This window comes from Alkalibacillus haloalkaliphilus (assembly GCF_007991275.1).
In the GTDB taxonomy this organism is placed as follows: domain Bacteria; phylum Bacillota; class Bacilli; order Bacillales; family Alkalibacillaceae; genus Alkalibacillus; species Alkalibacillus haloalkaliphilus.
This window is the reverse complement of the sequence record NZ_BJYA01000014.1, coordinates 1-24,871: the sequence shown is the minus strand read 5'-3', so window position 1 is coordinate 24,871 and position 24,871 is coordinate 1. Positions and strand designations below refer to the sequence as shown.

Sequence of the window (24,871 nt, the reverse complement as noted above, 5' to 3'; positions counted from 1 at the left end):
AACAACCAGCGTCACTTGACTACCACGCTGGTTGTTATGAACTTCTCAAATTTTGGGAAACGTATGGACATCATGAATTAATAAAGGAGTAATAGATATGCAACTATCAGAAATTCTAAAAAACGAACATGTATTGTTAGATGTAAATGTTGATTCAAGAGAGACTTGTATTGACGAGTTAACAAAATTAATGGAGAAAACGGGAGTAGTATCAGACTCAGCCGTTTATAAAGATGCAGTATTGAAGCGTGAGGAAGAAGGTTCAACGGGTATTGGTTTTGGTGTAGCAATTCCTCATGGTAAATCTTCAGGTGTTGAAGAAGCTGGACTCGCGTTTGCTCGTTTGTCCGATGAAATTGATTGGCAGTCACTTGATGGCAAGCCTGTTAAATCGGTATTCTTAATTGCAATTCCAGAAGAAAAAGCAGGTAATGAGCATCTGCAAATTTTATCTCAACTTTCGCGTAAATTAATGCACGAAGATTTTAGAAATAAACTATTACAAGCAACGTCAAGCGACGAGTTAATTGCAGCATTAGATGAGTAGGAGGCACTTTTATGAAACAAGTTGAAGTTCAAATTCAAAATGAAACTGGACTACATGCTCGTCCAGCACAACAGTTCGTTCAAGAAGCAAGTAAGTACAGCTCAGATATCAAAATCGTAACAGGTGATAAGGAAACAGAAGCGAAAAGTATTTTAGGTATCATGACACTTGGTATTGAAAAAGGGACGACAATTGGAATTAAAGCAGAAGGTGATGATGAAGAAGAAGCAGTTAATGCTTTAGTGCAGCTAGTAGAAAGTAATTTTGAAGGCTAATAGTGAAAGGGGGTGCATAAAATTGCACCCCCTTTCTACTACTTTAAGGTTAGTTTGCAAATAGACATTTTACACTAAAGTCCAGCTTGACGTTGCAGTCGTTTAGAGATTTCTTCAAAGTCTTCGCGAGAGATGCCAGGTGCGAAAGTCTCTGGAGCTGGTGGATAGTCTGGTACAGGAACCCCTTCTGGTGCACCTTGAATAACTTCAAGAGGCATGCCAGTTTCAGGGTCGTCACCTTTCCAAATTTGTCTAATTTCACCGTAATCTCGACGGCTAAACGTATAAAGTTTGTTCCCTTCGCCAGCATCCTCCCATTTTCGTGCGTAATCAAATTGTCGGTTGCTTAAATTAGGGACAGGAAGCATTTTAGTCATGTCAGTTCCAGTTAGGGCATAAAGGGCTTTAGCGTAAGCTTTAATGTGTACACCACCACGCACAAGTAGATACCCGATCATTTCACGCGCAATTGGACTACTCGTCATTTCATAGACGCGCATTTTATGTGTTCGCGCTCCAATTTCTAAAAAGTAGTTGTGCAACAAGTCTTCAACTAAATTACCGCTTTTAAATGTGTAATCACCGGTCCATGGAGCCCCCATAGAGTCAAAAGGTTTTGCCATTTGATCTGTGTCGATAAAATGATATGAAATCCGTTTATCAACCCCATCTCTCATTGGTGTTTGGTCTGGGTCTTCCGCGTAAGTAGCACCTTCTAACATTGAATTAATGGCATGTGAAACTAACTCGACATGACCAAATTCCTCACCAGATATACTACATATTAAGTCATAAAATGGTTTTAACTTCTTTTGTTGTCTAAAACCGAATGACTGAAACATGTAGTTATTTAGTGTAGACATTTCTCCAAAGCGTCCACCAAGTAATTCTTGGACAGCGGCGGCTGCATTTGGATCAGGGTCATCTGTTTTAGGTAATTCAATGGCGATGCGATTAAACCGTTCAATCATGATGTTCCCTCCAACTGTTTGACGTCATTACTATGTGTATGACGTTGGAAGGTTGTATTATCCATTAAATATGATCGGGTTCATAGTTTGTCGGCATGACCCATACAACTTCTTGCATACGAATAAAGTAGTAGTTCCCGCTTACTTCCATTGTGATGTGGTCTGGAGTTGCCTCAACTAATTTACCACGTTCGGCTCCTTGTGTTGTCTGAACAACAACATTTGAACCGTTAAGCCCTTGTAAGTTATAAAACATAAATGGCTCAATGATCGATAATGATAAAAGCCCAACTTCTTGCTCATCTTGGCGTGGCATTTGTGGATACCCATATTGCGTGTAATTTGGGTTGTTATAATACATAAAAAAATCCCCCTTAAACATGTGCTGATTTAGTTTATGACAGCACACGCCTAAGGGTGAAATATTTTCTTACCATAAAGGCTCTTCCTCGTTGGATAACGTCAGGAATTTTGGAGATATGAGAGTGTAAAAGATCAGTAATGGTGTGATCGCAAGAAAACCTATGAGAAACCCGACATTAAAAACAATACTTACTAAAGGAATAATGATAAAATAAGCAGGAAGAAAAGCCATTTGACTAACCCAATAGCTCCGTTGAGTAGAATATTGTTGCTCATTGCAGTGCTCACAAGTCATTTTCCTTCTCAAATTTAAAAGTTGTTTTAGTGATTCTTTATAAGACCATGTTCCTCCACAATGCTGGCAAACTGGCATAAAATCACCTCATAATTTTTATTCAAATTCAATATCTGGATTAATCGACATAAGTTGTTTAACAAATAAATTTTTATCAGCCGGCGAAATTCTAATTACACGATGGTCGTAACCGTATGTGATTTCTAAGCGAGTAACAGAAAGTGCAGGAGATAATTTTAGGCTGCGTACTAACCTAATTTGCTCAATGTCTAGAATGTCGATTTTCTTTGTGAATGGTCCAAACTTTATCATCAATTGTCCTTCATCTACCTTATACCTGACTGTAAACCAAAACCAAACGACAGCAATTAAAAGAATGACACCTATGATCATGAAGAATGTATCGGATTGAATAAACGAGTATGTAACGATAAAGCCTGTAATACCAAATAATAATATGGCTACCCAGACGTCTTTTTTAGTTTGATAATTCATAGTAATTCCTCCTCCCGTATACAATTTTACAGTATTATGTAAGTTGTTTCACCTATTTTATACAGCGGGTTTGTTTTACAAAGAAATGTATTCATTATAATATAAGTGTGTAAAATATATGAGGTGATAATATGACATGTCATAAATGTGGAAATCAATTGTTTGTAAACGATCAATATTGCTCTAAGTGTGGTGAGCGCGTTAAGCCAAACGTAAGCCAACATGAAAGCACGGTTATAAATGATGAACAACAACCAAGTAAAGGAAAGAGTCCGATACTGGCCTTGATTCTTTCAGCATTGGTTGTTGGGTTAGGTCAATTATATGCTGGACAAGGCTTGAAAGGGATTGTTCTGTTTGGTGTGTGGGTTTTAGCGACAATTGCTACAGCCGGAATGGCAACGTTCGTCATTTGGATCATTAATTTAATCGACGCATACCGAATCGCGAAGAAAGTCAATCAAGGTAAGCATGTTGAGGAGTGGGAATTTTTCTAACGAGACTCTACCAAAATGGTGGAGTTTTTTTATTTTCGTTTCTTCTGTTTAGTTACAATTTATGGTATTATTCCTGTAATAGTTTTAACAAGTGTGGTCGTTTAATCAAACGTTTGATTAAAAGGAAAGGAGCAACAAGAAATGCTTGAATTAATCGTTATTATATTATCCTTTTTTATTTTTATGGTGTTGTTACAACGGACAGTTCGAAAGTTTATGGGATTAGACACGAGTTGGCAAGCGATTTTTCAAGGAAGAGACCCGTATGTAAATGACCGACATCGTAAGTTAAACCAAATTTTCGTGCTTATTGGTATTACGTTACTTATTGGTCATTACATGGTATTTAATTTTGATAACTTAACCTACGTCATCTTAATTACATTTGTTTTAATTTTTAGAGGGTTAGATATATTTATGTTTTGGAAGCACCGTCCCCAGGAGAAAGTTCATTGGATCATGTTAATTAATACGGTTGTCATATTATCTTTCTTTGGGTTTTTATTAGCTTTATCTAACTCGATAGCAGTATAGGTAGTGCTGTTATGTATGCGGAAGAGATTGTGTTTTTAATTATGGCCTTTTTACTGCTCATGTTATTCATGCAATATGGCATGAGGAAGTTGTTAGGGGTTGATGCTAGCACGAAGGCTGTTTTTGAGAGTGATGGAAGACACGTTAATGACGTTCATCGTTATATAAATAAGTTACTGGCTATAATATTAATTTCAGTTATTTTAGTTAACAACTTCTACATTACAATTGAACATTGGGGATTAATTGTAGTTGGTGTAGTGGTTTTATTTAGAGTTGTAGATATTGTGATGAATTGGATCTTTCAACCGGAAGAGAAGCTTCATTGGATTATGCTTATTAATTCATTTGTAATTGTAGGGTTTGTCTATTTACTGATTGAACTGGTTAGTCGTGGGAGTTAGGGAGAGGATTACATGACGGAATTAGTGCCTTTATTTCTCATATTATTAAACCTACTTGCAATAGCATATATTGTTGAGAAGGTTATTCGTCATAATTTACATATTCCAAAGGAAAAGAAATCGTTTGAAGAGCGTTTTTATAACTTTTCACATGGATTTCTAATAATTGCTGTTTCGATGGTTGGAACGATTGTGGTTACACTTTTTGCTGAGGGTTTAACAAATTTGTTGCTTTGGGTGATCGTTTTATATACGGGGATTTATGTCATCGAAGGCATTATGGAATGGGTCCATGCACGAGATAAGCGAGAGTATATCGTTATTTGGGCTGTATCAGCAACTATGCTTGCTTTAGTAATCGTTTTTTATTACACCGAATTTTTCGGAGTTGTGCCTGACCACATTTAGTTTTGTTCTTATCACCTAGACTTACAGATTTAGTGATGTAGTAAAGGGGTGGGTTTACATGGAAGAACAAATTGAATGGAAGCAACCACGGTGGTTTTGGTTTTCGATCATTGGGTTAATTTTAGTGAAGTATTTATTCACATTTATCTTAGTATGGTCCGGCCTAAGAACTGGTGAAATTCTCCAATATGGGATGACCTTTTCAGTTATAACGTTTGTCGTATATGCATGTGTCGTTATGTATCTTTTGCCTAAAGAAGCAAGAAAAGATGTTAATACGCTTTTTTATCTTTTTCTCCCTCTCATATTTTACTTACCAAACTGGGGAATGCTAGCGGAAATTTTGTAGTGCGTCTAGATTTAGGCGTGCTTTTTTTGTTTTGTGTAACTATTTTACCTAGACTTTTATACTGTTTTATCCTTTAGAGGAATAATTTACAGAAATTTAACACAAAAGTGACAATATTTTGTTTATAATGAAACTGATTTTGACAATATGGGAGGTTAAACAGTGCAAAGGTTAAAAAGTGTCTTACTAAGTGTGTTTTTTGTTGTTTTAATTAGTAGTATGTTGGTAACACCCGTTAGTGCAGATGACTTCGAGGACTTAATCATCTCTGAATATGTTGAAGGTAGTGGATTTAATAAAGCATTAGAGCTTTATAATGGCACAGGTGATTCTATTAATCTAGAAGACTATACGTTAGTTAATTTTACAAATGGAGCAAGTCAAGAACCTGATGATGGCTTTGCGAGTCCGTTAGATCTTACAGGTGAATTAGCATCTGGAGAGACATTAGTTGTCGCTCATGCTAATGGGTCTGATGAGTTGTTAGAAAAAGCTGATGTGACTGGGTCATCATATTTTTATGGCTTTAATGGGAATGATGCCATTGTTTTATTTAAGGATTATGATGATTCGGTAAGAGATGGTGAAGTAATCGACTCAATTGGACGAGTTGGTGAAGACCCTGGTCAGTATTGGGGTGATGAACAAACGAGAACAGCTGATCAAACGTTAGTAAGAGATTACGATGTGAAAATCGGCGATCGAAACATTCACGATGAGTTTCATCCAGAAGATGAGTGGATTCCATTCTTTGCTGATACATTTGAGCACTTAGGACAGCACGAACCAGTTGAACCTCCAGAGATTGAAGATGAATACATTGCAACAGTTGACCGTGTCGTTGATGGCGATACGATTCATATAACGAGTCCGGTTCTAGGAACAACGAACATTAGGTATTTAAATATGGATACGGCTGAAACTTATCATCAAGATGATTATGATGAAGATTTAATTTTAGAAGACCCGAACCATTCACAAAAGTATCACGGTGAGAGAGCAACGGAGTATTTGCAAGAGTTGCTACAACCGGGTGATGAAGTAATTTTAAAGTTGGGTGAAGAACCGTTAGATGCTTACGGTCGGTTATTAGCTGAAGTAATTCGAGCTGAAGATGATTTAAATACGGGATTAGAGTTAGTGCGTGAAGGGCATGCACCTTCTTACTTCATATGGCCAATTGGTGATGAAGAGACTTATTTAGAGTATCAAGAAGCGGCTCGTCAAGCTGAAGAGGACAAGCTTGGTGTTTGGTCCGAGGAAAAACCTTTAATGGAATTACCGTTTGAATTCCGTTCACGATATGATGACAGACCACTACATCGCATGGTTGGTAATTCAAGTACGATGCAGTATTACTTGCCGGATGATTATGAAGAAGTTCCTCATTATGAACGTATTTTCTTCCCAGATGAAATGACAGCGTTAGCAGAAGGTTATGAGCCCGCGTTTGAACGTGATCCAGTTATTGCTGATGCAAGAGTGGCTGACCTTGGCACTAATGTCATGGTTGAGGGTACTGTAACGCATAAAGTTGAGGCGAGTGGCATGATTAACTATTATGTACAAGACCATACTGCTGCTATTGTAGTACGTACCGGCGACTTAGATGCTGAAGTTGGTGATGAAATACGTGCTGCTGGGACTACAGAAGAGTTTTACGGAATGTTACAAATTATGGCTAGCAATGCTGAAGTGATTGAAGAAGCGCAGGATGTTGTTGACCCACAAGTGATTAGTTCGAATGATTTAGGAGGAGAGCTAGAAGCACAACTTGTGACATTGGAAGATGTAGAGATTTTATCAGTAGATCAATACAACGATTATACAGCACGCGATGCAGATGGTGAATTTATTATTGATAATGATGCTGGTTTTCTTGAAGTTGGTGAAACTTACGATGCCATTACAGGTGTGATTGATTACAACTTTGGAGAGTACAAGCTGATGCCAAGAAGTGAGGATGATCTCCAAGTTGAACTGCCAATGGTTTCACTTGAGGAAGTTCGAAATGCTGAGCTTGGCACGCGCGTTCATTTTACAGGTGTTATAACAGCAGGGTTCTTTCAAGGCGGGATGTATAATTATTATGTACAAGATGAAACAGGTGGTATCGTCGTTCGTGCCAATGATTTTGGAGCAGAATTAGGTGACGAAATCCAAGTGAAAGCACGAACAGAAGAGTATTTTGGATTACTTCAAGTCATACCAAGCGATGCCAATGTCGAAGTAATTAGTGAAAGTGTCGGCATACCTGAACCGAAACTAGTTGCATCCACGGAGATCGGTGAAGCGCTAGAAGGGCAATTAGTCACAGTAACTAATGTGACAGTGGAACCTGGTAATCAGTTTGGTGATTACCCAGCTTTTGATGATTATGGTGAGTTTGTTATTGACGCTTTAATTGGTGACATTGACACAACAGTTACTTACGAATCGATTACAGGTGTTGTAACTTACAACTATAATGAGTATAAGTTAATGCCGAGGTTTGAAGAAGATTTTGTCGTGGAAGAATCGTTGTTAAGTGGGTACGTTGAAGGCGAGGACACGTTAAGTGACGTCACTACTAACCTAGTTGAACGAGCAGATGATGATTTAGAAGAAACGTTACTGTTACTAGAAGAAGAGTTGAACGAATTGATTGAAACAAAAGGAAATACAGATCAACATATTGCTTCGGGCTTACAACACATTGAAAAGTCGTTAGACAAATACTTTGATCGCGGTAAACAAGTTGAATTAAATAAGATCGAAAATGAGTTGGACAAACTGTTTTCACGTCCATAATAAAAGAGCAGAGGCTTAGTCCTCTGCTCTATCTTTTTAGACGTTCTTCATGTTTTAAAAACTCATGAAAAGTATGGAATAGTTGGTTCGGGTTGTAATCGATGGTTTTTAAATAACGTTTTACAGCTTGTTCAGGAACGATTTCACTTTTCGCAATTCGCTCTCTTATATAATTGATACTTGTTTGGTGAAGTGATTTGTTATGATGTAGTGATTCTCTAAACAAAGCCATACCAAATGCACCGATTAAGGCTAAAACACCAATTGCTAACAAAACTTCGCTAGAATACGGCATTGATGTTAATACGAAAAATAAATTAAAGATCGAAACGGCCATAAGTGGAAATGCGATGAATGAATAAATTAAACTTCGCTTCATAAAAGGTGAAATTTTTGACTGCATTTCATCGAACTCTTCTTTAACATAACTGGAAGCATCTTTTGGTGTAAATAGATTCATATGAGACACTCCTTTATCTTCGACTTTTCGCAATTAAGATGAATTTAATTAACTGAAGAACAGCCATTAAAGTACTGGCAACGTAAGTTAAAGCTGCAGCGTTTAACACTTTACTTACACCGCGAACTTCATTGTTTGAAATCATACCAAGTTCAACTAATTTATCTTTGGCACGACTACTAGCATTGTACTCCACTGGAAGAGTAACTAGCTGGAAGAGTACTGCTAATGAAAACAGAACGATCCCTACAGTAATTAAATTGAACATATCTAGAATAAAGCCACCAATTAATAAAATTGGAGCTAATTGTGAACCGAAATTCGCTACCGGAAACACTTTATGTCGTACGACTAACATCGAATAATTAGTCGCATCTTGAATCGCATGCCCCACTTCATGAGCGGCGACTGATAACGAAGAGATCGAATTCCCGTTATAGACCGGATCTGATAATCGCACCACTTTCTTAGACGGATCATAATGATCGGATAACGTACCTTTGTTCGAGCGCTCAAGCTTCACATTGTGTAAGCCTTCTTCGTCTAAAATCCTTCTTGCGACTTGTGCTCCACTCATGCCAGCAGAGGCTTGCACTTTCGACCATTTTTCAAAATTACCTTTCACTTTCGACTGTGCCCACATTGCTAAACCAAGTGCTGCAAAAATTAATATATCCATTGGGTGGAAAAACATTGAGTTTACGTCCTTTCATTGTTAACCTTCACTTTTATTTTATAGGGCCACAGTGCGCTATACAATTTAGAAGCTCTAAAAACATTATGACAATTTAAGCGAACATTTAACCATTTTTTTGAAAAAATTATGTTAAGATGAGGCAAAAGGTTGGTAAAGGGGAGCTTTTAATGTGGTATATAATTGGCGGCATTATGTTCATTACCATTTTTGTTTTAGTCATATCGATTAATTCCAAAGTTAACTACATTATGAAACACCTTGGCATACATAAGAAGTACCATAACTTAGAAGAGGAATCGTTTGATGAAAAAGTGGAGCGTGAGTTAGGTGGGGGAGAAGGAGAACACAATAAATAACCAAATTAGTAGAGAATATGTGGGAGCTTTATCAGCGTTCGTAATTGGTTTATCAGCGTTCACGCAAATCTATCGGCGTTCGCTATATTTTATCAGCGCTCACGAAAATTTATCAGCGTTCGCTATATTTTATCAGCGCTCACAAGAATTTATCAGCGAACGCCATTATATCATGCTAGAATAATAGAGGAGTTGTATTTAGAAGGAGTTCTATCATGAATCTACATCCATTTTTACATAGAAAACAGCACGAACTTGGGATCGCTTTGAATGAAGTCCAGCAACAGGCCGTTCTAACAACAGAAGGGCCTCTACTTCTATTAGCTTCGCCTGGTTCAGGTAAGACGACGACGATCATTATGCGGATAGGTTATTTAATAGAAGAAAAAGGTATTAGGCCTGAACGGATTAAAGCTGTAACCTTTAGTCGTGCGTCAGCAGCTGATATGAAAGAGCGTTACCAAGCCTTTTTCCCGAACTTAGAAGCAGTGGATTTTTCAACAATTCATAGTTTGGCGTTTCAAGTCGTGCGTGAATATTTACGTAAACAATGCGTTACATATGAATTGATTGAAGGAGAAGTTGACCGGCCGCAGTATCATAAAAGAATGTTGCTTCGTGATTTATACAGTCAGCTAAATGAAGAGTCTATTACAGATGATCAGTTAGAAGAGCTATCAACTTATATTAGTCTAGTAAAAAATAAACTTTTACCTAACGAACAATGGCAAGAGGTTGAATGTGATGTGACGAATGCGTACGAGATTTTGAAGCAATACGAATCGTTCAAACAGCAGACGGCCTCTCATTTGTTAGTCGACTATGATGATATGTTAACGATCGCTCATGAAGCTTTCGAAAATGACAATGATCTTCTATTAAAGTATCAAAACCAATTTGACTATATTCTCACAGATGAGAGCCAAGATACGTCGAGGGTTCAGCATGCGATTATCGAAAAGTTAGTTAATAACCATCAAAACTTGTGTGTTGTAGCTGATGATGATCAGTCGATCTATACGTGGCGTGCTGCTGAGCCAAAGTATTTATTAGACTTTCAAAAAGTCTATCCAAATGCACAAATATTAAAGATGGAACAAAATTACCGTTCATCTCAAGAAATTGTACAAACAGCGAACCGGTTTATTAAACAGAATAAAAACCGTTATGACAAAAACATGTTTACAGAGAACTCAACCCATGAGCAAGTCCAGTTAAAGTCGTTTCATTCAGATCGTGAGCAAATTGAGTACGTCATAGAGGAGTTGCAAAAGGCCAAAGGTTATCAAAATATTGCTCTGTTGTACCGTAATAATAGCTCATCAATTGTTCTTGCTGATGCATTAAATGAAGCGGGGATCCCTTTTTATATGAAAGATTCAGATCATCGTTTCTTCAATCACTGGGTTGTACAAGATATATTAAACTTTATGCGTTTAGCGTATGACCCGACTCGAATGGATATTTTTGAAAAAGTCTTTTCTAAGTTTCACGGCTATCTGTCGAAATATCAGGTTGAACAAGCGAGAAGAGTGTCGACAAACCAGTCCGTTTTTGAAAAGTTAATCACTTATGGTCAGTTAAAGGACTTTCAACTAAAAAAGTTCAAACACTATCAGTCAGTTTATCAAAAGATGCACGAATACTCGCCGAAAGAAGTCATTCGTCAAATCCGAAAAGAACTTGGCTATGAGAGAGTCGTTAAAGATATGTGTAAACGTTTAGGATTTAATGAAGAGGGGTTAATGGAAACGTTAAACTTACTCGAAGTCATTGCTGAGAAAGCGGATGATATGGTTAGTTTTGCGAAACGTCTTCAACATTTAGAGACGTTAATGAAAGAATCGAAGTTTAATAAACATCAAGATGCAGTTACTTTGTCGACGTTTCATAGTGCGAAGGGGCTTGAGTTTCCGACTGTATTCATGGTCGATTTAATTCAAGGCGTTATTCCAGCCCGGTCAGACATTGAAGCTTACAAAGAAGGTGACAAAGAACCAATGGAGGAAGCGGTACGCCTTTTTTATGTTGGGATGACTAGGGCTGAGACAAGATTAGAGTTATTAACTTATGAGAAGAAATTTAATGCAAAAGTTCAACCATCTAAGCTTTATTTCGATGTTAATCGTATAGTTAACCCGTCTAAACAAAAGCCAAAGCCTGAAGTGAAAAAGAAGCAGCATAATCCTAATGCCATCCAATCTGAAGAAGAGGTTTCAGTTGGTTTGAAAGTCAAGCATCGTGTGTTTGGTGAGGGTGAGATTGTTGATCACATGAGTGATTACATTATGGTTCAGTTTGAAGGAGACATGAAAGAGTTAGCTTTAAAAACGTGTGTTGAGTTCGGGCTGATAGAAATATTAGACCAAAGTGTATAACTATATAAAGTCACTGACTATGTTAGTGGCTTTTTATTTACTCTTAAAATAGGGCTATATACCTAATACTTTTAGACTGAATTGTTGTAATTTAGCAAAAATTATCAAAAATACTGTTGACTTTAGGTTTTTAGTCTTATAACATTTGGGTTGTTTCGACCACCATAAGAAAAAATATCCAAGAAAATATGCTTTTATGGGCAAACTCATTGAAAAATGAGGACGCAAAACCACAGGTCTAAAGGCAAGAAATTGCTACGACGGCTGGGTTGCACTTAGCATTGGTTAAGTATGCACTCCAAGTCTGTTTGATTTGGGGTGCTTTTATTATGTTTGAGAGGATGGTTTTTTGTGTTTAAGAAGGTAAAAGGGACTGCTAAAAAAGTTCTAATTGTTTTATTAATTATCTTATTAGTATTTAGCAGTTTCCCTGTATCGCCACTAACTATTGGCGGTAATCAAATTGTTCAAGGAGAAGAAGGTGATGTCTCTCCGGATTTAATGAACCCTAACTCTATTATGGATTTCGCGCCGGAGACAGAACAGGATCCAATTCCTGCTCCAAGAGTATCACAGCAATCACAGCCTTCACTACCACCAGCGGCTCAAGGGGATATGGAGCCATTAGTTGCACCAAATCAAAGAGACAGTTCTAATGCAAATGAAAATGTATCAACACCAGAAAACGAAAACCCTGTTGATTTGGTTACTGGGAATGTAAAGCAATCATCTACAGATTTACAGCTTCCTGGTATTGGTCTTGATTACATGTTCGAGCGTACATATCATGATGCTGCTGAAGATGCCGGATATTTAGGTTATGGATGGACTGCTAACATAGAATCACAGCTTCAGATTTTCGCAGAATATGACATGGCAGAAACGCGAATTGATGGAAGTGTTCATTCATATGACTTTGTTGAAGAAGATGAAGATGCATATGTAACTAGTTATGATGGTGACGAATTAATCAACTATGAATTACATAAAGGGTACTTTGAAGAATCTGAATCAGAATCTTCGTTAGAACGTATTAGTCAAACAGAATACGTTGTGACAAATCCTGATGGTTCAAACATTACTTATAATGGTTATTATGCCCCTTGGCGCGAGGATCAAGATCCTGCTGCAGGGAAAATGACGCGTTATGAAGACCGTTATGGTAATACATTTAACTATAGCTATGACGGTAATGGTAATATTGGTGAAATAACAGATACAACAGGTAGGGTCATTTCTTTTGAGTGGCAAGGTAGTACTTTGAAATCAATTGAAGACCCTTTTGGTAGAGTTGTAGATTTTGGCTACGATAGCGAACAAAGGTTGGATCAAGTTAATCGAGCGGATGGAACGACGATTAATTATTCTTATAACTCTAACAATCAAATTAGCTCGATTACAGAAGATGGCCGAACAATTGATTTATCATACAACTCAGATGGTAAAGTATCGACTGTAAGCATGTACGGAGAAGTTGTTTACCAAATTAGCTATAGTGGTAATCAAACGACTGTAGTTGATGCAGATAACAACACATGGGTTTATGAACATAATGAAGAAAATGTCACAAAAGTCATAAATCCATTGGATGAAGTGACAGAGTACCAATATGATGATGGTAATTTAACACAGATTAAAAGTAATCAAGGAACTATTGAATATAAATATGATGATGATGGAAATAGAGAAGAAGAAACAAATTTAGCTGGAGGAACAACGGTTTATGAATACCATGATGTATGGCAACAACCAGAAAGAATTGTTGACCCATTAGGTGGAGAAACAATTTTTGAGTATGACGAAGATGGTAATTTAGAAAGAAGAATAGATGCGACAGGTGTTGAAGTTGAGTTTGATTATGATGATCAAGGCCAACTAACGCACATTAAAGATGGTGATGGTAATGTCACTGAAATGGTTTATAACGATCAAGGCTTGGTTGAAGAAGTCATTGATCCTTATGAAGAAGTTGAGACGTATGTATATGATGACTTTGGAAGGTTAGAAGAAGAGCACTTGCCTAATGGTCAAACAATTAAGTATACGTATGACGATCGAGGCAATCTTTTAACGAGAGATGAAGGTGACGGTGTCAAAACGTCTTATGTATATGATGATGACGGTAAAATTGAACACATTTCAGACCCCATTGATCGTGAAACAACATTTTCTTATAACGGCAAGGGTCAAGTAGAATACATTATTGATTCATCTGGTAAAACATCTTACACTTACGACAATTTAGGTAATGTTAAGACTATTACTAACCCGAATGATGAAGTGACGACATTTGAAAGAGATGCTTTAGGAAAAGTGAGAAAAGTTGAAAGGCCAAATGAGACAGCTGATTATGATTATGGTCCTTTTGGCGTAACAGAAGCTATCATTAAGTCAGGCACGACTGAGAAGGAATTTTATTATGATTATGATGACCGAGGCAACTTAAAAGAAGTCAAAGATCATCATGGTCGTACGATGTCCTTTGATTATGACATTGAAGGAAATCGCACTGAGGCAATTGACCCAATTGGAAGGGTCAATGAGTGGACTTATGATGATGCAGGTAGACAAGATACATGGACTGACCACGATGGGAATGTAACCGATTATATTTACAACCATTTAGGTGAATTAGAAGAAGTTAAACACCCAAATGGTACAACTACCACTTACGAATATGATCATAATCAAAGACTAGTTAAGAAAACTTTAGCTGATGGTTCGGTTGAGCGATTTGGTTACGATGAAGTTGGGCTTTTAACTTCTAAAACTAACGGTGAAGGTGAAACAACTACGTACCAGTATGATAATCAAGGAAGAATGTTTAAATTAACCGACCCATTAGGAGGTGTGTTTGAGTATAATTATGATGATGCAGGTAGGTTAGTTGAGGAGCTTAACCCTAAAGGTGAAACAACAGTCTATCACTATGATGATTTAAACCGTATTGAAGAACGCATAGGGACTGATAATAGGTCAGTAGAGTTTGAATATGATTCATTTAATAGATTGACAGATTTTATTGATGAGGCAGGTCTCACACATCAATGGAAGTATGATGAAGAGAGTAATGAAGTCGTTTATCGTGCTCCAGATGATTATGAGACACTTTATCAATATGATGAAGATAACCAGCTAACATCGATTGTTGACCCTGAAGGCTATGAGACAACGTTTGAATATGATGATCGAGGTCGTTTAATTGAAAGAACTAATGAACTAGGTGAGTCAGCGACATGGTCATATAATAATTTAGATCAACTTGAAGAAGAGACAGATCTAGCAGGGAACACGACTGTTTATAATTATGATCAGTTAGGTCGAATGGATACAGTAACAAACGAATTAGGTTTAACGACAGATTATCGTTATAACGAGTATGGACAATTAGCTGAAATTGAAGATGCTCGAGGGGCGATTACTTCTTTCGGTTATGACGCGATGGGAAGAGAATCGTCAATTGTTGATGCTAAAGGTCATGAAACGACTCGACAATATGATGGTGTAGGTCGCATTAAGCAAGAGACAGATCAATTAGGTCATGTGACGAAATATGACTATCACCATAGTGGACAAGTGAGTCGAATTGTTGATCCAAATAATGGTGAATGGTCCTTTAAGTATGATGAGCTCGGTCGCTTAGTAGAAGAAGTCGATGCTAATGGAGAACGTACTCAGTATGCTTATGATGCTGCTGGACGTTTAACATATGAAAAGGATCCTGAAGGTAATGAGCGAAGCTGGGAGTATAATAACCTTGATTTAGTTGAGAAGGTAATTGACCCAGCAGGCAATGAAACGAATTACGATTACTCGGATACAGGTCTTTTAGAAGTCATAACAGACCCATTAGGTCATGAAACAAAGTATGATTACGATACTTTAGGTCGACCTAATGAGGTTGAAGGTCCAAATGGGGGTACGACTGAGTATGAATATGATGCATTAAACCGAATTGTTGAGGTGAAGGACCCGAATGGAGAAGTAGAGTCATTTGAATACGATGAACTTGGTAATATCACGCGCTATGAAGATGTTCTAGGAAATGAGGCCTTATATAGTTATGACCCATTAGGACGTACGACTAGTGAAACAGACTTCAGAGGTTATACAACTACTTTAGAGTATGATGATGAGAACGGCATAAACACCGTTACAGATCCAATGGGCAATACGGAAACGATTAAATATGATGTGTTAGGTCATGTTGATGAGATGACGGATGCACGTGGTTATACGACATCTTTTGATTATGATGCCAATGGGCGAATGGTACAAGAAGTTGACCCATTAGGAAACGAGTATAAATATAATTATGACGCTTTAAATAACTTAACAGCATTCATCGATGCAAACGGTAACGAAAGTGAATTTAAATATGATGCTGTTGGTAATTTAGTAGAAGAAATCGATTCGTTAGGCCATGTAACATCATATCAATACGATGAAAATAACCGAATTCAATCGATTGTAGACCCTCGAGAAGGGGAAACGCGTTTTACTTATGATGAACTCGGTAATGTTTTAAGTGAAGAAGGTCCTGAAGGGGGTAAATGGCAATACGCATATGATGAATTAAGTCGTATGACAACGATGACGAACCCATTAGGTCACGAGCGAAAAATGGAGTATGATTCAGTCGGCAATGTCGTTAAAGAAATCGATGAGCTAAACTATGTCACAACATTTGATTACGATTTATTAGGGAACATGACAGAACAGACTGATGAGGATGGCGCTACTTGGGAGTATGAATATAACCCACAAGGTTGGGTTACAAGTATTGAAGACCCATTAGAAGGGACATATTCTTACACTTATGATGAAAATGGAAACTTAATCAAAGAAACAGACCCACTAGATCATGAACAACAATATGTATACAATGCTAACAACCAAGTAGAAAGACAGATTGATCCTGAAGGCTATGAATTAGCCTTTGATTATGATGCAGTTGGTAATTTAGTTGAAGAGACTAACGCGTTAGGTGAAACAACTACTTACGAATATGATGCATTATCGCGACTCGTACAAGAGCAGGTACCAAGTGGTTCTGAATGGGAATATGAATATGACCCAGTCGGTAACCTTGTTAGTGAAACAGATCCACTTGGTCATACAACGGATTTTCAATATAATGAGTTAAATCAATTAGTTGAAGTGACTGATGCTCTAGATGGCGTGACACAGTACAACTATGATGAGACGGGTAATTTAATTGAACAAATTGATGCCAATGAAAATACGCGTCAGTGGGAGTATGACTTAAACCATCGTGTCACTAAAGAAATAGATGGCCTAGGGAATGCTCATGAGTATGAGTATGACAAAGCAGGTCAATTATCTAAAGAAGTTAACCGTAATGACCAAGAGATTGAATATTCGTATACGGAAAGAGGACAAGTAGAACAAATTGATTTAGACGGCGATAAACAAAATTACGAGTATGATTATGCTGGAAGGTTAACTGCAATGAGTTCACCTGATTCAGAAGATATTTTTGAATATGACGAATTGGGGCGTATAACTCATCAACATAATCAAACAGTGGAGAAGACGCTAGACTTCACATATGATGCTGTTGGTAATGTGCTTGAAATGACTAACAGTGAAGATCGTACGATTAGTTATGAATATGATTCAAGAAACTTAATGACAAGTATGACGGATCCAGATGAGCATAGAAATACATTTGAATACGATGCTCTTGGACGTTTAGAACAGCAAGATCTAGCAAACGGGAATACGATTAACCAAAGCTATACAGAAGATGGTTATCTAGAAACTGTTGAGAATTTAATGGAAGATGCTGTTATTTCATCATTTACTTATGAGTATGATGATGCTGGTAAAAGAACTAAACAAATAGAGGAAGACGGTGCAGTTACATCATATGAGTACGATGAGTTAAGCCGTCTGACGGATGTTCATTACCCTGTTGAGAAGTTAAAGAACTTAACAACAGAACCTTATTTTCCAGAACAAAGGAAACATCATCGAAATGAAGAAGATGACGATGAACAACAGCCTGATACTGAAGTCGTACAACAAGAATCTGATGAGGGTGATAGCCAATCACCTGAGTCTGAAGTCGACTTAACTTCTAATGAAGAAGAAGGTCCTTCATCTGTTGAAACTGAAACAAGTTCATATGATGAATCTCATGATGAGAGTTTAGACAACATGGAAGACGAGCAAGTGAACTTGTTTAACACACCTTTAGATGATTTTCACAGTCAGGAGTTTGAGTTATTGATTGAAGAACCATCTAATGAACAAACGAATGACCAAGCAGATGAACAAGACCAAAGCGAATCACAAAATCAAGCTGATGAGTTAGCGTCAGAAGATGAAGAGTCGCAAGGTGTATTTAGTCGATCGGTTCAAGCTATATCGAACTTCTTCCAAGGAGTTGGAAATACTGTTCAAGATGTGTTCAATTGGTTCTTTAATTTATTTACTATTCAATTAGTAGAAGCAACAGAAGAAGAAACAGTCGAGACATTTAATGAGCCGAATTACCATAGAGCGCCAGCAGAGCATGTCAGCTATACTTATGATTCTGTTGGAAACAGGTTAACAGAAGAAGTTGACGGTGAATTAACAGAGTATGAGTATAATGACAATAACCAATTAACGCAAGCAGGCGAATACAACTTTGAATATGATGATAATGGTAATATGATTCGTGAGGAAGGACCTGAAGAGGAGAGAGATTATACGTACGATGCTGCTAATCGTCTACGTGCAGTCATGTTCGGCGATGAAAGCTATGTCAGTTACGGCTATGATGCGTTAGATCGAAAAGTAACGCGAGAAAGTGGTATGTGGCGTTCACTAGATCCAACGCATAACGACACTTTACCTGCACCGAATCAAGGTCATGACCCATTTACGAATCATCCAGGTCAAGGAAATGGACCGAACTTTGATGGTCACCCAGGACAAGGTAAAGGCCCTAACTTCGACGAACACCCAGGGCGAGGTAACGCTTGGGGACTTCATAAACGCGGAGAAGGTAAACAGAAGAAAGAAGTCGTCGAAAGCCATTACTTCTATGAAGGTAAATCACACGTCGTTCATAAGGAATACAGCCCATCCGGCTCACCTTATGCGGAATATTACACAGGACCTAACAACCGAGTTGTCTCACAGAAAATGTTTGGGTATCATGGAAGAAGCATCCCAGGACATGACCCAAGCTTAAAGACAACAGGCGGAATGCTGTATCACCAATACGATGGCATGTCATCAGTCAGCGAACTCACAGACCGTCATGGTGACATCGTTGAACGCTATCGTTACGATGCATTTGGTGGTGTTGTAACTGGCCTAACTGCACCGTACAACACGAATAGCTATACGGGCCATCACTACGACCAAGACGCAGGTCTTATTGATATGCAGGCGAGGTTTTATGATGCGAAAATCGGACGCTTCCTCCAAGAGGATACGTACCCAGGCACCTTAGACAACCCGTTATCACAAAACCGTTATGCGTACGTCATGAACGACCCTATGAACTACTGGGATCCGACAGGGCGCATTCCTGAAGAAGTTTTTGATGAGAAGAACTTTAGTGATAATACTGATACGGAGATGTGGTACTATGAATTCCAAAGCCACACATCAATAACGACGGAAGAGAATCACCGAACGGATGATACAGGTACAGAGATCGTTGAGAAATGGGATGTCGTGACTTGGGACCATTGGTACTATGAAGCCACTTTAACGGGGCAAATTGAGGATAGTAATGGTGAAAAGATTGTTAAACCTATACAGAACGGACCGACAGAAGATCATGTGTTTAGACTCCGTACAAGTTACGTAGAAAGCGATACGACGACTGCAGAAGAGTTAGCTGGTCTCAACCAAGCCATTCTAGCAGGGTATGGAAATTTGCCAGGTGATCAAAGTCAGCCACAGTTCGAGTACACAAGCTGGCATAATGGTGAAATGCAGAGTAGTAGTTTGTTTACGACAGGGCATTTTGAGCCTAGTAGATTAATATCTGAGAGGCTCCAAACTAGTTCAGGTAGTCAAACAAAGACAGCCACTAATGTCTATACAGATCCTGTGATTTTCATGCATGGTTGGACAAGTGAGGCATCTGTTTGGCATAGAGAACATGGTGGTAGAGCATCCATCATTGACTCTTTAGGAGGTTATGGTGAGTATGCTGGAACTATTTCAGCAATAGACATAGATAATGATATAAGGCTTGAACTGGATTATAGTGACGAGTGGGTTGAAAAGGGCAAAAGTCCATTGGTATTATTAGACCTTCAACCTAATGCAGAAACTGTATCAGTCCAAGAACAAGCATTATCACAAACAGTGGAACTGGTGATGGAGGAGTTTAATGCAGATTCGGTATCAATAATTGGCCACAGTATGGCAGGGTTAACAACAACAAGTTATCTGCAGAATAATAGTGATGCTAATAATGTGGATTATTTTGTTACAGTAAATTCACCTATAGAGGGGGCCTGGGGAGGATTAATCGGATTCTGGGGTTATCCAGGCAATTTAGACCTAATTCCACACAGTGGTGCGGTAAGAGACATTCGTCAAGACACAACTTTAAAATATGATGGTGGAAATACACATTCACACTATTCTCCGGGTTCACTAAAAATTGAGGTAGAGACGCCAAGTTTTCCAAAACAAACTGAAGTACTCTCAATAGGGACAACGCAACTTCATGAAAATTGTACTGAAAATGGTTTGCATTGTTACAACATAAGTATAAAAAATGATGGTGTAGTCTCATTAAGAAGCCAAAAAGGGTTAAGTGAAATAGTTCCGAGTAACCAGTTTAAGTTTAAACAAGTAGAATATAAAGGAAGAGGATATGGTGTCCATACTGAATCAATCAATCATAATTCAACAGTTGAATCTATTAGGAAATTTATCTGGGAATAAATAGGTAGGTGTAAAATTGAAAATTAAGTATAAGGTTTTGTTATTATTATTGATGAGTATGTTTTTATTAGTAGCGATTTGGATTATATTAAATAGTAAAGAGAATGCAACATACGAATATTCATTAGAAGAGAAGGCTATATTACTTCAGCCTTCTCCTGATGGCCAGTTTTATATTACAACAACCAAAGAATCAGGTTTCTACCAGTTATCCGTCTGGCATGTTGCTCAAAATAAGAAGGTAGGGGAGTTTAATAGTCGTTCTAAATCGTTAGGGAGTGTTGAGTGGTCTAGTGATTCTAAACACTTTTTATTCTCCTCTCAAGACAGTTCATTATTCTTATTTGATATCAATCAAGCTAATGTTGAGAGCGTTTGGGATACAGGTAATAGTAAACAATTCAGTCCTGATGAAGAGAATGTAACAGTAGTGGATGGGAAACAATTGGTTGTTATTGATTTGAAGACACTAGAACCAGTTTCTCAAATTCAGTTTCAAGGTCAAAGACCCCATAAAGTAGTTGGGTGGAGTGAAGATGGTATTCCTAGATATGTGATTGGTTCACAAGAAGAGCAAGGCCATGCATTGATGGACATAACCGAAGATAGTGGAGTTAGTTTAATAGAAAACAACCTGGCTGGGAACACACACTATATTAGTAGTAGTGTTGCGGTTAATAACCATGAATCCATTTATTTTAGAGACAGTGAACTAAGGTTATATGAATTTAATTTACAATCAGAGGATATTACTAGAAAAACTAATCACCCGGTATCTTTGGTTTCTTTAAGTCCTGATGGCACTAAAGTAGGGAGTTATAATAATGGGGTTAACGTATTTAACTTAGATGATGATCTTGAAGAAGAGTATAGTCAACTTAAATCTGAGTCTTATTTAAAATTATGGGAATGGCTTAATAACAATGAATTCATTACAGTAGAGCGTCGTGTAAAGTTTGCTGGATTCTTGGGCGAGTCATATCATACTGAAATACATGATATATCAACAGGTGAAAAGAAAATGTCAATGAGAATACCTAAACCTTTGATGGATAATGTGTATTGGGCTGAGAAAGCTCAACAAATATTTATACAGACTGAAGATCGTGAATTGTATGTGTATGACATTGAGCATTAGATATTTTTGAGTAGAAACAGAAATTGATAATATAACTTAGTTAACTATAATTGATAGTTAATAGATAAGAGAAACCTTGATTGGCCACCACACACCTTTCAAGGTTTCTTTTTTGTGGGGCTACCTTATTCCTAATGGAAAAATCGAGCCAGTTCATTAACTATATCAATCACAATAATTATTCAACCATGTGTTATATATTTTATCGACACAATGAAAGATCATGGTGGAGGAATTAGCTCGAGGCTTGTCGAATTGAATTATTACAAGACGCAGGTCTTATTGATATGCAGGCGAGGTTTTATGATGCGAAAATCGGACGCTTCCTCCAAGAGGATACGTACCCAGGCACATTAGACAACCCGCTATCACAAAACCGCTATGCGTACGTGATGAACGACCCTATGAACTACTGGGATCCGACAGGGCGCATTCCTGAATGGGTTCAGAAGCGTAACGACCATGATAAGTTTTCGGACAATGATAGCATTGGTGAGTTTTGGGTTTATGATGGAGAAGTACGTGAATATACATCAGGCTCAAGGGTAACCGGTTCAGAGACCCATGAAAGATATATAGACGTTGAATATGAAAGAGATGTACAAGATACCTTAACGTATAATTACTCGAAGTATACGGTTGTTAATGATACTCCCAACCACCTTCTTGAAGAGGATATAATCAAGTTCACGTTGGATGGAACGGTAACATGGACCGATACTATTACAGCGGAAGAAATCGCAGAACAAAACGCGTCGTATTTGAATCGTAACTTCGCCATGCCGGGTGATATCGACCACTTTGTCACAACACCATTATGGGCAGAAGCGTCTTATGATACCCTTCATGACACCGGGCATATGTCTACTGATGGTATGGTGCGACAAATCCATGAACAATCGATTGACGCTAGAAATCAAAGTGGATTACAGCAACAGTTCAACATTTCGTCCTATTTAATGAGTTCGAAAAATGATTATCTATATAACGACTTATTAGCTCCTCTAATAGGAGATTATCAGAACCATGCTAATAGACTGAATAGACTCCAGTCTTGTAATACTGATGCGGAGTGCAGACAGGCTCAACTTTCAATTGAGTTTTTATTGAATGAGCTTGAAGGTATAGAGAATCAAGCTGAAGAAGTAATCAAATCGCATTATGATGAATTTATTGAACAAAGTATACATGAAGACACTTTGAATAGAGTTTACTTTATAAATGGAATTGGTAATAGAAGTGGCCCTGATGAGTCACCAAGATATGCAAGAGATTTTAGAAATGCACTTGAAGATCTTGATTTAGAAGTTGTATTAATTCCTATTTATGAAGAAAACAAGTTTCGAGGTGTTACAAACGTCTTGAGTGAGGAGTATGTAGCTTATAGTTCAATAATGATCGAATACGACTTGAATGCAAACCCTTTACCTGAAGGGGGAAGTATTTCAATCATTGGATACAGTGGGGGAGGACCTGTTGCTATAGGGGTAGCTAATAACTTTAGGAATTCTAATATAAACATTGACACTATTGGCTTTATTGGCACTGGAAGAGTAATAAATAAAGTTAATCCACTCTCTGTAAATTACGGTTTAAATAATGTGAATCAAGTATTAAATGTATACTCTTACGGCGACCTACTGTCTAGTAGAATAAACAGTAATCCGTTAAATCCGTTTACCCCACCAGTGAGAAATAGGATGACATACACTGATCATTATAATTATTTTGATGAGCCTTATATTGATCCGATTGCTGAATTTTTTAGTGAGAATATTTCTAATTAATATAGTACAAAAGATTGTCTTCCGCTTTTTACCTGAATACTTAACCCGTATACTCAATGGTGATTTTTCGTTGAGTATACGGGGTGTAAATAATTCCTAAAGTAAGGAGACCTTATTATGAATAAACCCGTGATAATAACCTTGGTAGTAATAGCTTTACTTTTGATAACAATAAATTTACCTATCACCAATAAAACAGATGATAACAGTGAATTTAAACATAAAGAGGCGATTGATCTTAATTCTTTAATAATAAGAGGATCAAAGTGGATGATAGGTCTTAATACTGATTTAGAAAGAGATTTTCTTATAAAGACAAGAGGGTATCCAACAAGTTCTCAAATTAACCATGAAAGACGTTCCCTTATTAGTAATTACGGTTTAGATGCAAAGTTTCATGGTGATGCTCACTTCATTGGTTTTATCGAGGTTAATGAGCAGGGTGAAGATTCTATATACAGGATTTCGAGAGAGTTTGATTTCGCTCCAGGAGACCACTTTTATTCATACGGTGATTTAATCTTAACCATACCGAGCTCTCAAGATAAAGTGGGAATATATAATCTAGAAACCCATAACTTTATTGACACATTGCATTTAGAAGAACGCTGTCATCATTTGAATATAACGGGAAAAGACGAGATCGCTTATATAGCATGTGGGAAGTTCAATCCAGATGATCGAGATATAATTGATACAACAATTTTTAAAATGGATCTAGAAAAAATGGAGTTCGAAGAACAAGTTCAAATGGATAATATCATTGTGTCTGATCTTGCGTATTCTGAAAATCATGGATTACTTGTAGCGATGGAGCAATATGATACGTATACACTAGCTAGAGTAGACGACCAAATGCATATTCTAAAGCGCATAGATAAAGTGGATGAAGTACGGTTGAAAACAATCACAGTACATCAAGATCACGTTTATCTACTGAAAAACGAGTTAAATAATAATATCGATTATGTAGGATTGTATGATATTAAACATGATGATTATCAAGTTACAAATCTATCAGAAGGAGAAAATGCATTAGATATACTAGCAAACCAAGATGACATATATGTTCTTGTCTTCAATCGCGATAATATGCAGAGATACTTATTAATGTTTAATAAACATTTACAACACACGAATACTTATGACTTAACAAATATGGTAACTGATTTAACGTCTTATAGAGAACTGATTTTTTT

At 37.4% G+C, this 24,871-nt stretch carries 20 protein-coding genes and 1 riboswitch; of the genes, 14 read left to right on the top strand and 6 right to left on the bottom strand.

Going from position 1 to position 24,871, the window contains the following annotated elements:
- Nucleotides 1-97: 97 nt before the first annotated feature.
- Nucleotides 98-547 carry a PTS sugar transporter subunit IIA gene (locus tag AHA02nite_RS10250; RefSeq protein WP_146816995.1) on the top strand — a complete coding sequence of 150 codons (450 nt, stop codon included), beginning with the start codon at nt 98-100 and terminating at the stop codon, nt 545-547.
- Between the two features lie 11 nt (nt 548-558).
- Nucleotides 559-822 carry an HPr family phosphocarrier protein gene (locus tag AHA02nite_RS10245; RefSeq protein WP_146816993.1) on the top strand — a complete coding sequence of 88 codons (264 nt, stop codon included), beginning with the start codon at nt 559-561 and terminating at the stop codon, nt 820-822.
- A gap of 74 nt (nt 823-896) precedes the next feature.
- Here the strand turns inward: AHA02nite_RS10245 and AHA02nite_RS10240 are convergent, their stop codons facing one another.
- From AHA02nite_RS10240 to AHA02nite_RS10225, 4 genes are all read right to left on the bottom strand, one after another.
- Entirely contained in the window at nt 897-1,793 is an 897-nt protein-coding gene (locus tag AHA02nite_RS10240; protein ID WP_146816991.1) for a manganese catalase family protein, read from the bottom strand.
- 64 nt (nt 1,794-1,857) lie between these two features.
- Nucleotides 1,858-2,154 (bottom strand): DUF2642 domain-containing protein, encoded by a 297-nt coding sequence (locus AHA02nite_RS10235; RefSeq protein ID WP_170236062.1) that lies wholly within the window; start codon nt 2,152-2,154, stop codon nt 1,858-1,860.
- 69 nt (nt 2,155-2,223) lie between these two features.
- Complete coding sequence (locus AHA02nite_RS15465; protein ID WP_146816987.1) at nt 2,224-2,529, bottom strand: TIGR04104 family putative zinc finger protein; 306 nt, start codon at nt 2,527-2,529, stop codon at nt 2,224-2,226.
- An 18-nt stretch (nt 2,530-2,547) separates the two neighbouring features.
- Nucleotides 2,548-2,946, bottom strand: a complete 399-nt coding sequence (locus tag AHA02nite_RS10225; protein WP_146816985.1) for a PH domain-containing protein — start codon at nt 2,944-2,946, stop codon at nt 2,548-2,550.
- A 131-nt stretch (nt 2,947-3,077) separates the two neighbouring features.
- Here AHA02nite_RS10225 and AHA02nite_RS10220 point away from each other — a divergent pair, with 131 nt between their 5' ends.
- The 6 genes from AHA02nite_RS10220 (at nt 3,078) to AHA02nite_RS10195 (ending at nt 7,928) form a co-directional block, all read left to right on the top strand.
- Nucleotides 3,078-3,443, top strand: a complete 366-nt coding sequence (locus tag AHA02nite_RS10220) for a zinc ribbon domain-containing protein (protein ID WP_146816983.1) — start codon at nt 3,078-3,080, stop codon at nt 3,441-3,443.
- A gap of 141 nt (nt 3,444-3,584) precedes the next feature.
- Nucleotides 3,585-3,977, top strand: a complete 393-nt coding sequence (locus AHA02nite_RS10215; protein WP_146816981.1) for a hypothetical protein — start codon at nt 3,585-3,587, stop codon at nt 3,975-3,977.
- Nucleotides 3,978-3,988: 11 nt separating this feature from the next.
- The gene (locus AHA02nite_RS10210; RefSeq protein ID WP_146816979.1) at nt 3,989-4,381 is read left to right on the top strand and encodes a DUF4181 domain-containing protein; all 393 of its coding nucleotides are present in this window, start codon (nt 3,989-3,991) and stop codon (nt 4,379-4,381) included.
- A gap of 12 nt (nt 4,382-4,393) precedes the next feature.
- The gene (locus tag AHA02nite_RS10205; RefSeq protein ID WP_146816977.1) at nt 4,394-4,789 is read left to right on the top strand and encodes a DUF4181 domain-containing protein; all 396 of its coding nucleotides are present in this window, start codon (nt 4,394-4,396) and stop codon (nt 4,787-4,789) included.
- A gap of 58 nt (nt 4,790-4,847) precedes the next feature.
- A complete protein-coding gene (locus AHA02nite_RS10200; RefSeq protein WP_146816975.1) occupies nt 4,848-5,138 on the top strand; it encodes a hypothetical protein in 291 nt (96 codons plus the stop codon).
- Nucleotides 5,139-5,300: 162 nt separating this feature from the next.
- Nucleotides 5,301-7,928, top strand: a complete 2,628-nt coding sequence (locus tag AHA02nite_RS10195) for a thermonuclease family protein (RefSeq protein ID WP_146816973.1) — start codon at nt 5,301-5,303, stop codon at nt 7,926-7,928.
- 28 nt (nt 7,929-7,956) lie between these two features.
- Here AHA02nite_RS10195 and AHA02nite_RS10190 read toward each other — a convergent pair whose 3' ends face one another.
- Entirely contained in the window at nt 7,957-8,388 is a 432-nt protein-coding gene (locus AHA02nite_RS10190) for a DUF5392 family protein (protein ID WP_146816971.1), read from the bottom strand.
- 13 nt (nt 8,389-8,401) lie between these two features.
- Entirely contained in the window at nt 8,402-9,082 is a 681-nt protein-coding gene (locus AHA02nite_RS10185; RefSeq protein WP_146816969.1) for a zinc metallopeptidase, read from the bottom strand.
- A gap of 170 nt (nt 9,083-9,252) precedes the next feature.
- Between AHA02nite_RS10185 and AHA02nite_RS10180 the strand changes: the two genes are divergently transcribed.
- The 6 genes from AHA02nite_RS10180 to AHA02nite_RS10155 all read left to right on the top strand — a co-directional run.
- Nucleotides 9,253-9,441: a hypothetical protein gene (locus tag AHA02nite_RS10180; RefSeq protein ID WP_146816968.1), complete on the top strand. Its 189-nt coding sequence runs from the start codon at nt 9,253-9,255 to the stop codon at nt 9,439-9,441.
- Nucleotides 9,442-9,656: 215 nt separating this feature from the next.
- A complete protein-coding gene (locus AHA02nite_RS10175; protein ID WP_146816966.1) occupies nt 9,657-11,819 on the top strand; it encodes an ATP-dependent helicase in 2,163 nt (720 codons plus the stop codon).
- 189 nt (nt 11,820-12,008) lie between these two features.
- Nucleotides 12,009-12,096: riboswitch (cyclic di-GMP riboswitch) on the top strand.
- 74 nt (nt 12,097-12,170) lie between these two features.
- Nucleotides 12,171-20,747 (top strand): RHS repeat-associated core domain-containing protein, encoded by an 8,577-nt coding sequence (locus tag AHA02nite_RS10170; protein WP_146816964.1) that lies wholly within the window; start codon nt 12,171-12,173, stop codon nt 20,745-20,747.
- 16 nt (nt 20,748-20,763) lie between these two features.
- Nucleotides 20,764-21,885: a WD40 repeat domain-containing protein gene (locus AHA02nite_RS10165; protein WP_218025417.1), complete on the top strand. Its 1,122-nt coding sequence runs from the start codon at nt 20,764-20,766 to the stop codon at nt 21,883-21,885.
- 287 nt (nt 21,886-22,172) lie between these two features.
- Nucleotides 22,173-23,672: an RHS repeat-associated core domain-containing protein gene (locus tag AHA02nite_RS10160; protein ID WP_146816961.1), complete on the top strand. Its 1,500-nt coding sequence runs from the start codon at nt 22,173-22,175 to the stop codon at nt 23,670-23,672.
- Between the two features lie 270 nt (nt 23,673-23,942).
- A partial coding sequence (locus AHA02nite_RS10155; protein ID WP_146816959.1) for a hypothetical protein occupies nt 23,943-24,871 on the top strand: 929 nt, incomplete at its 3' end.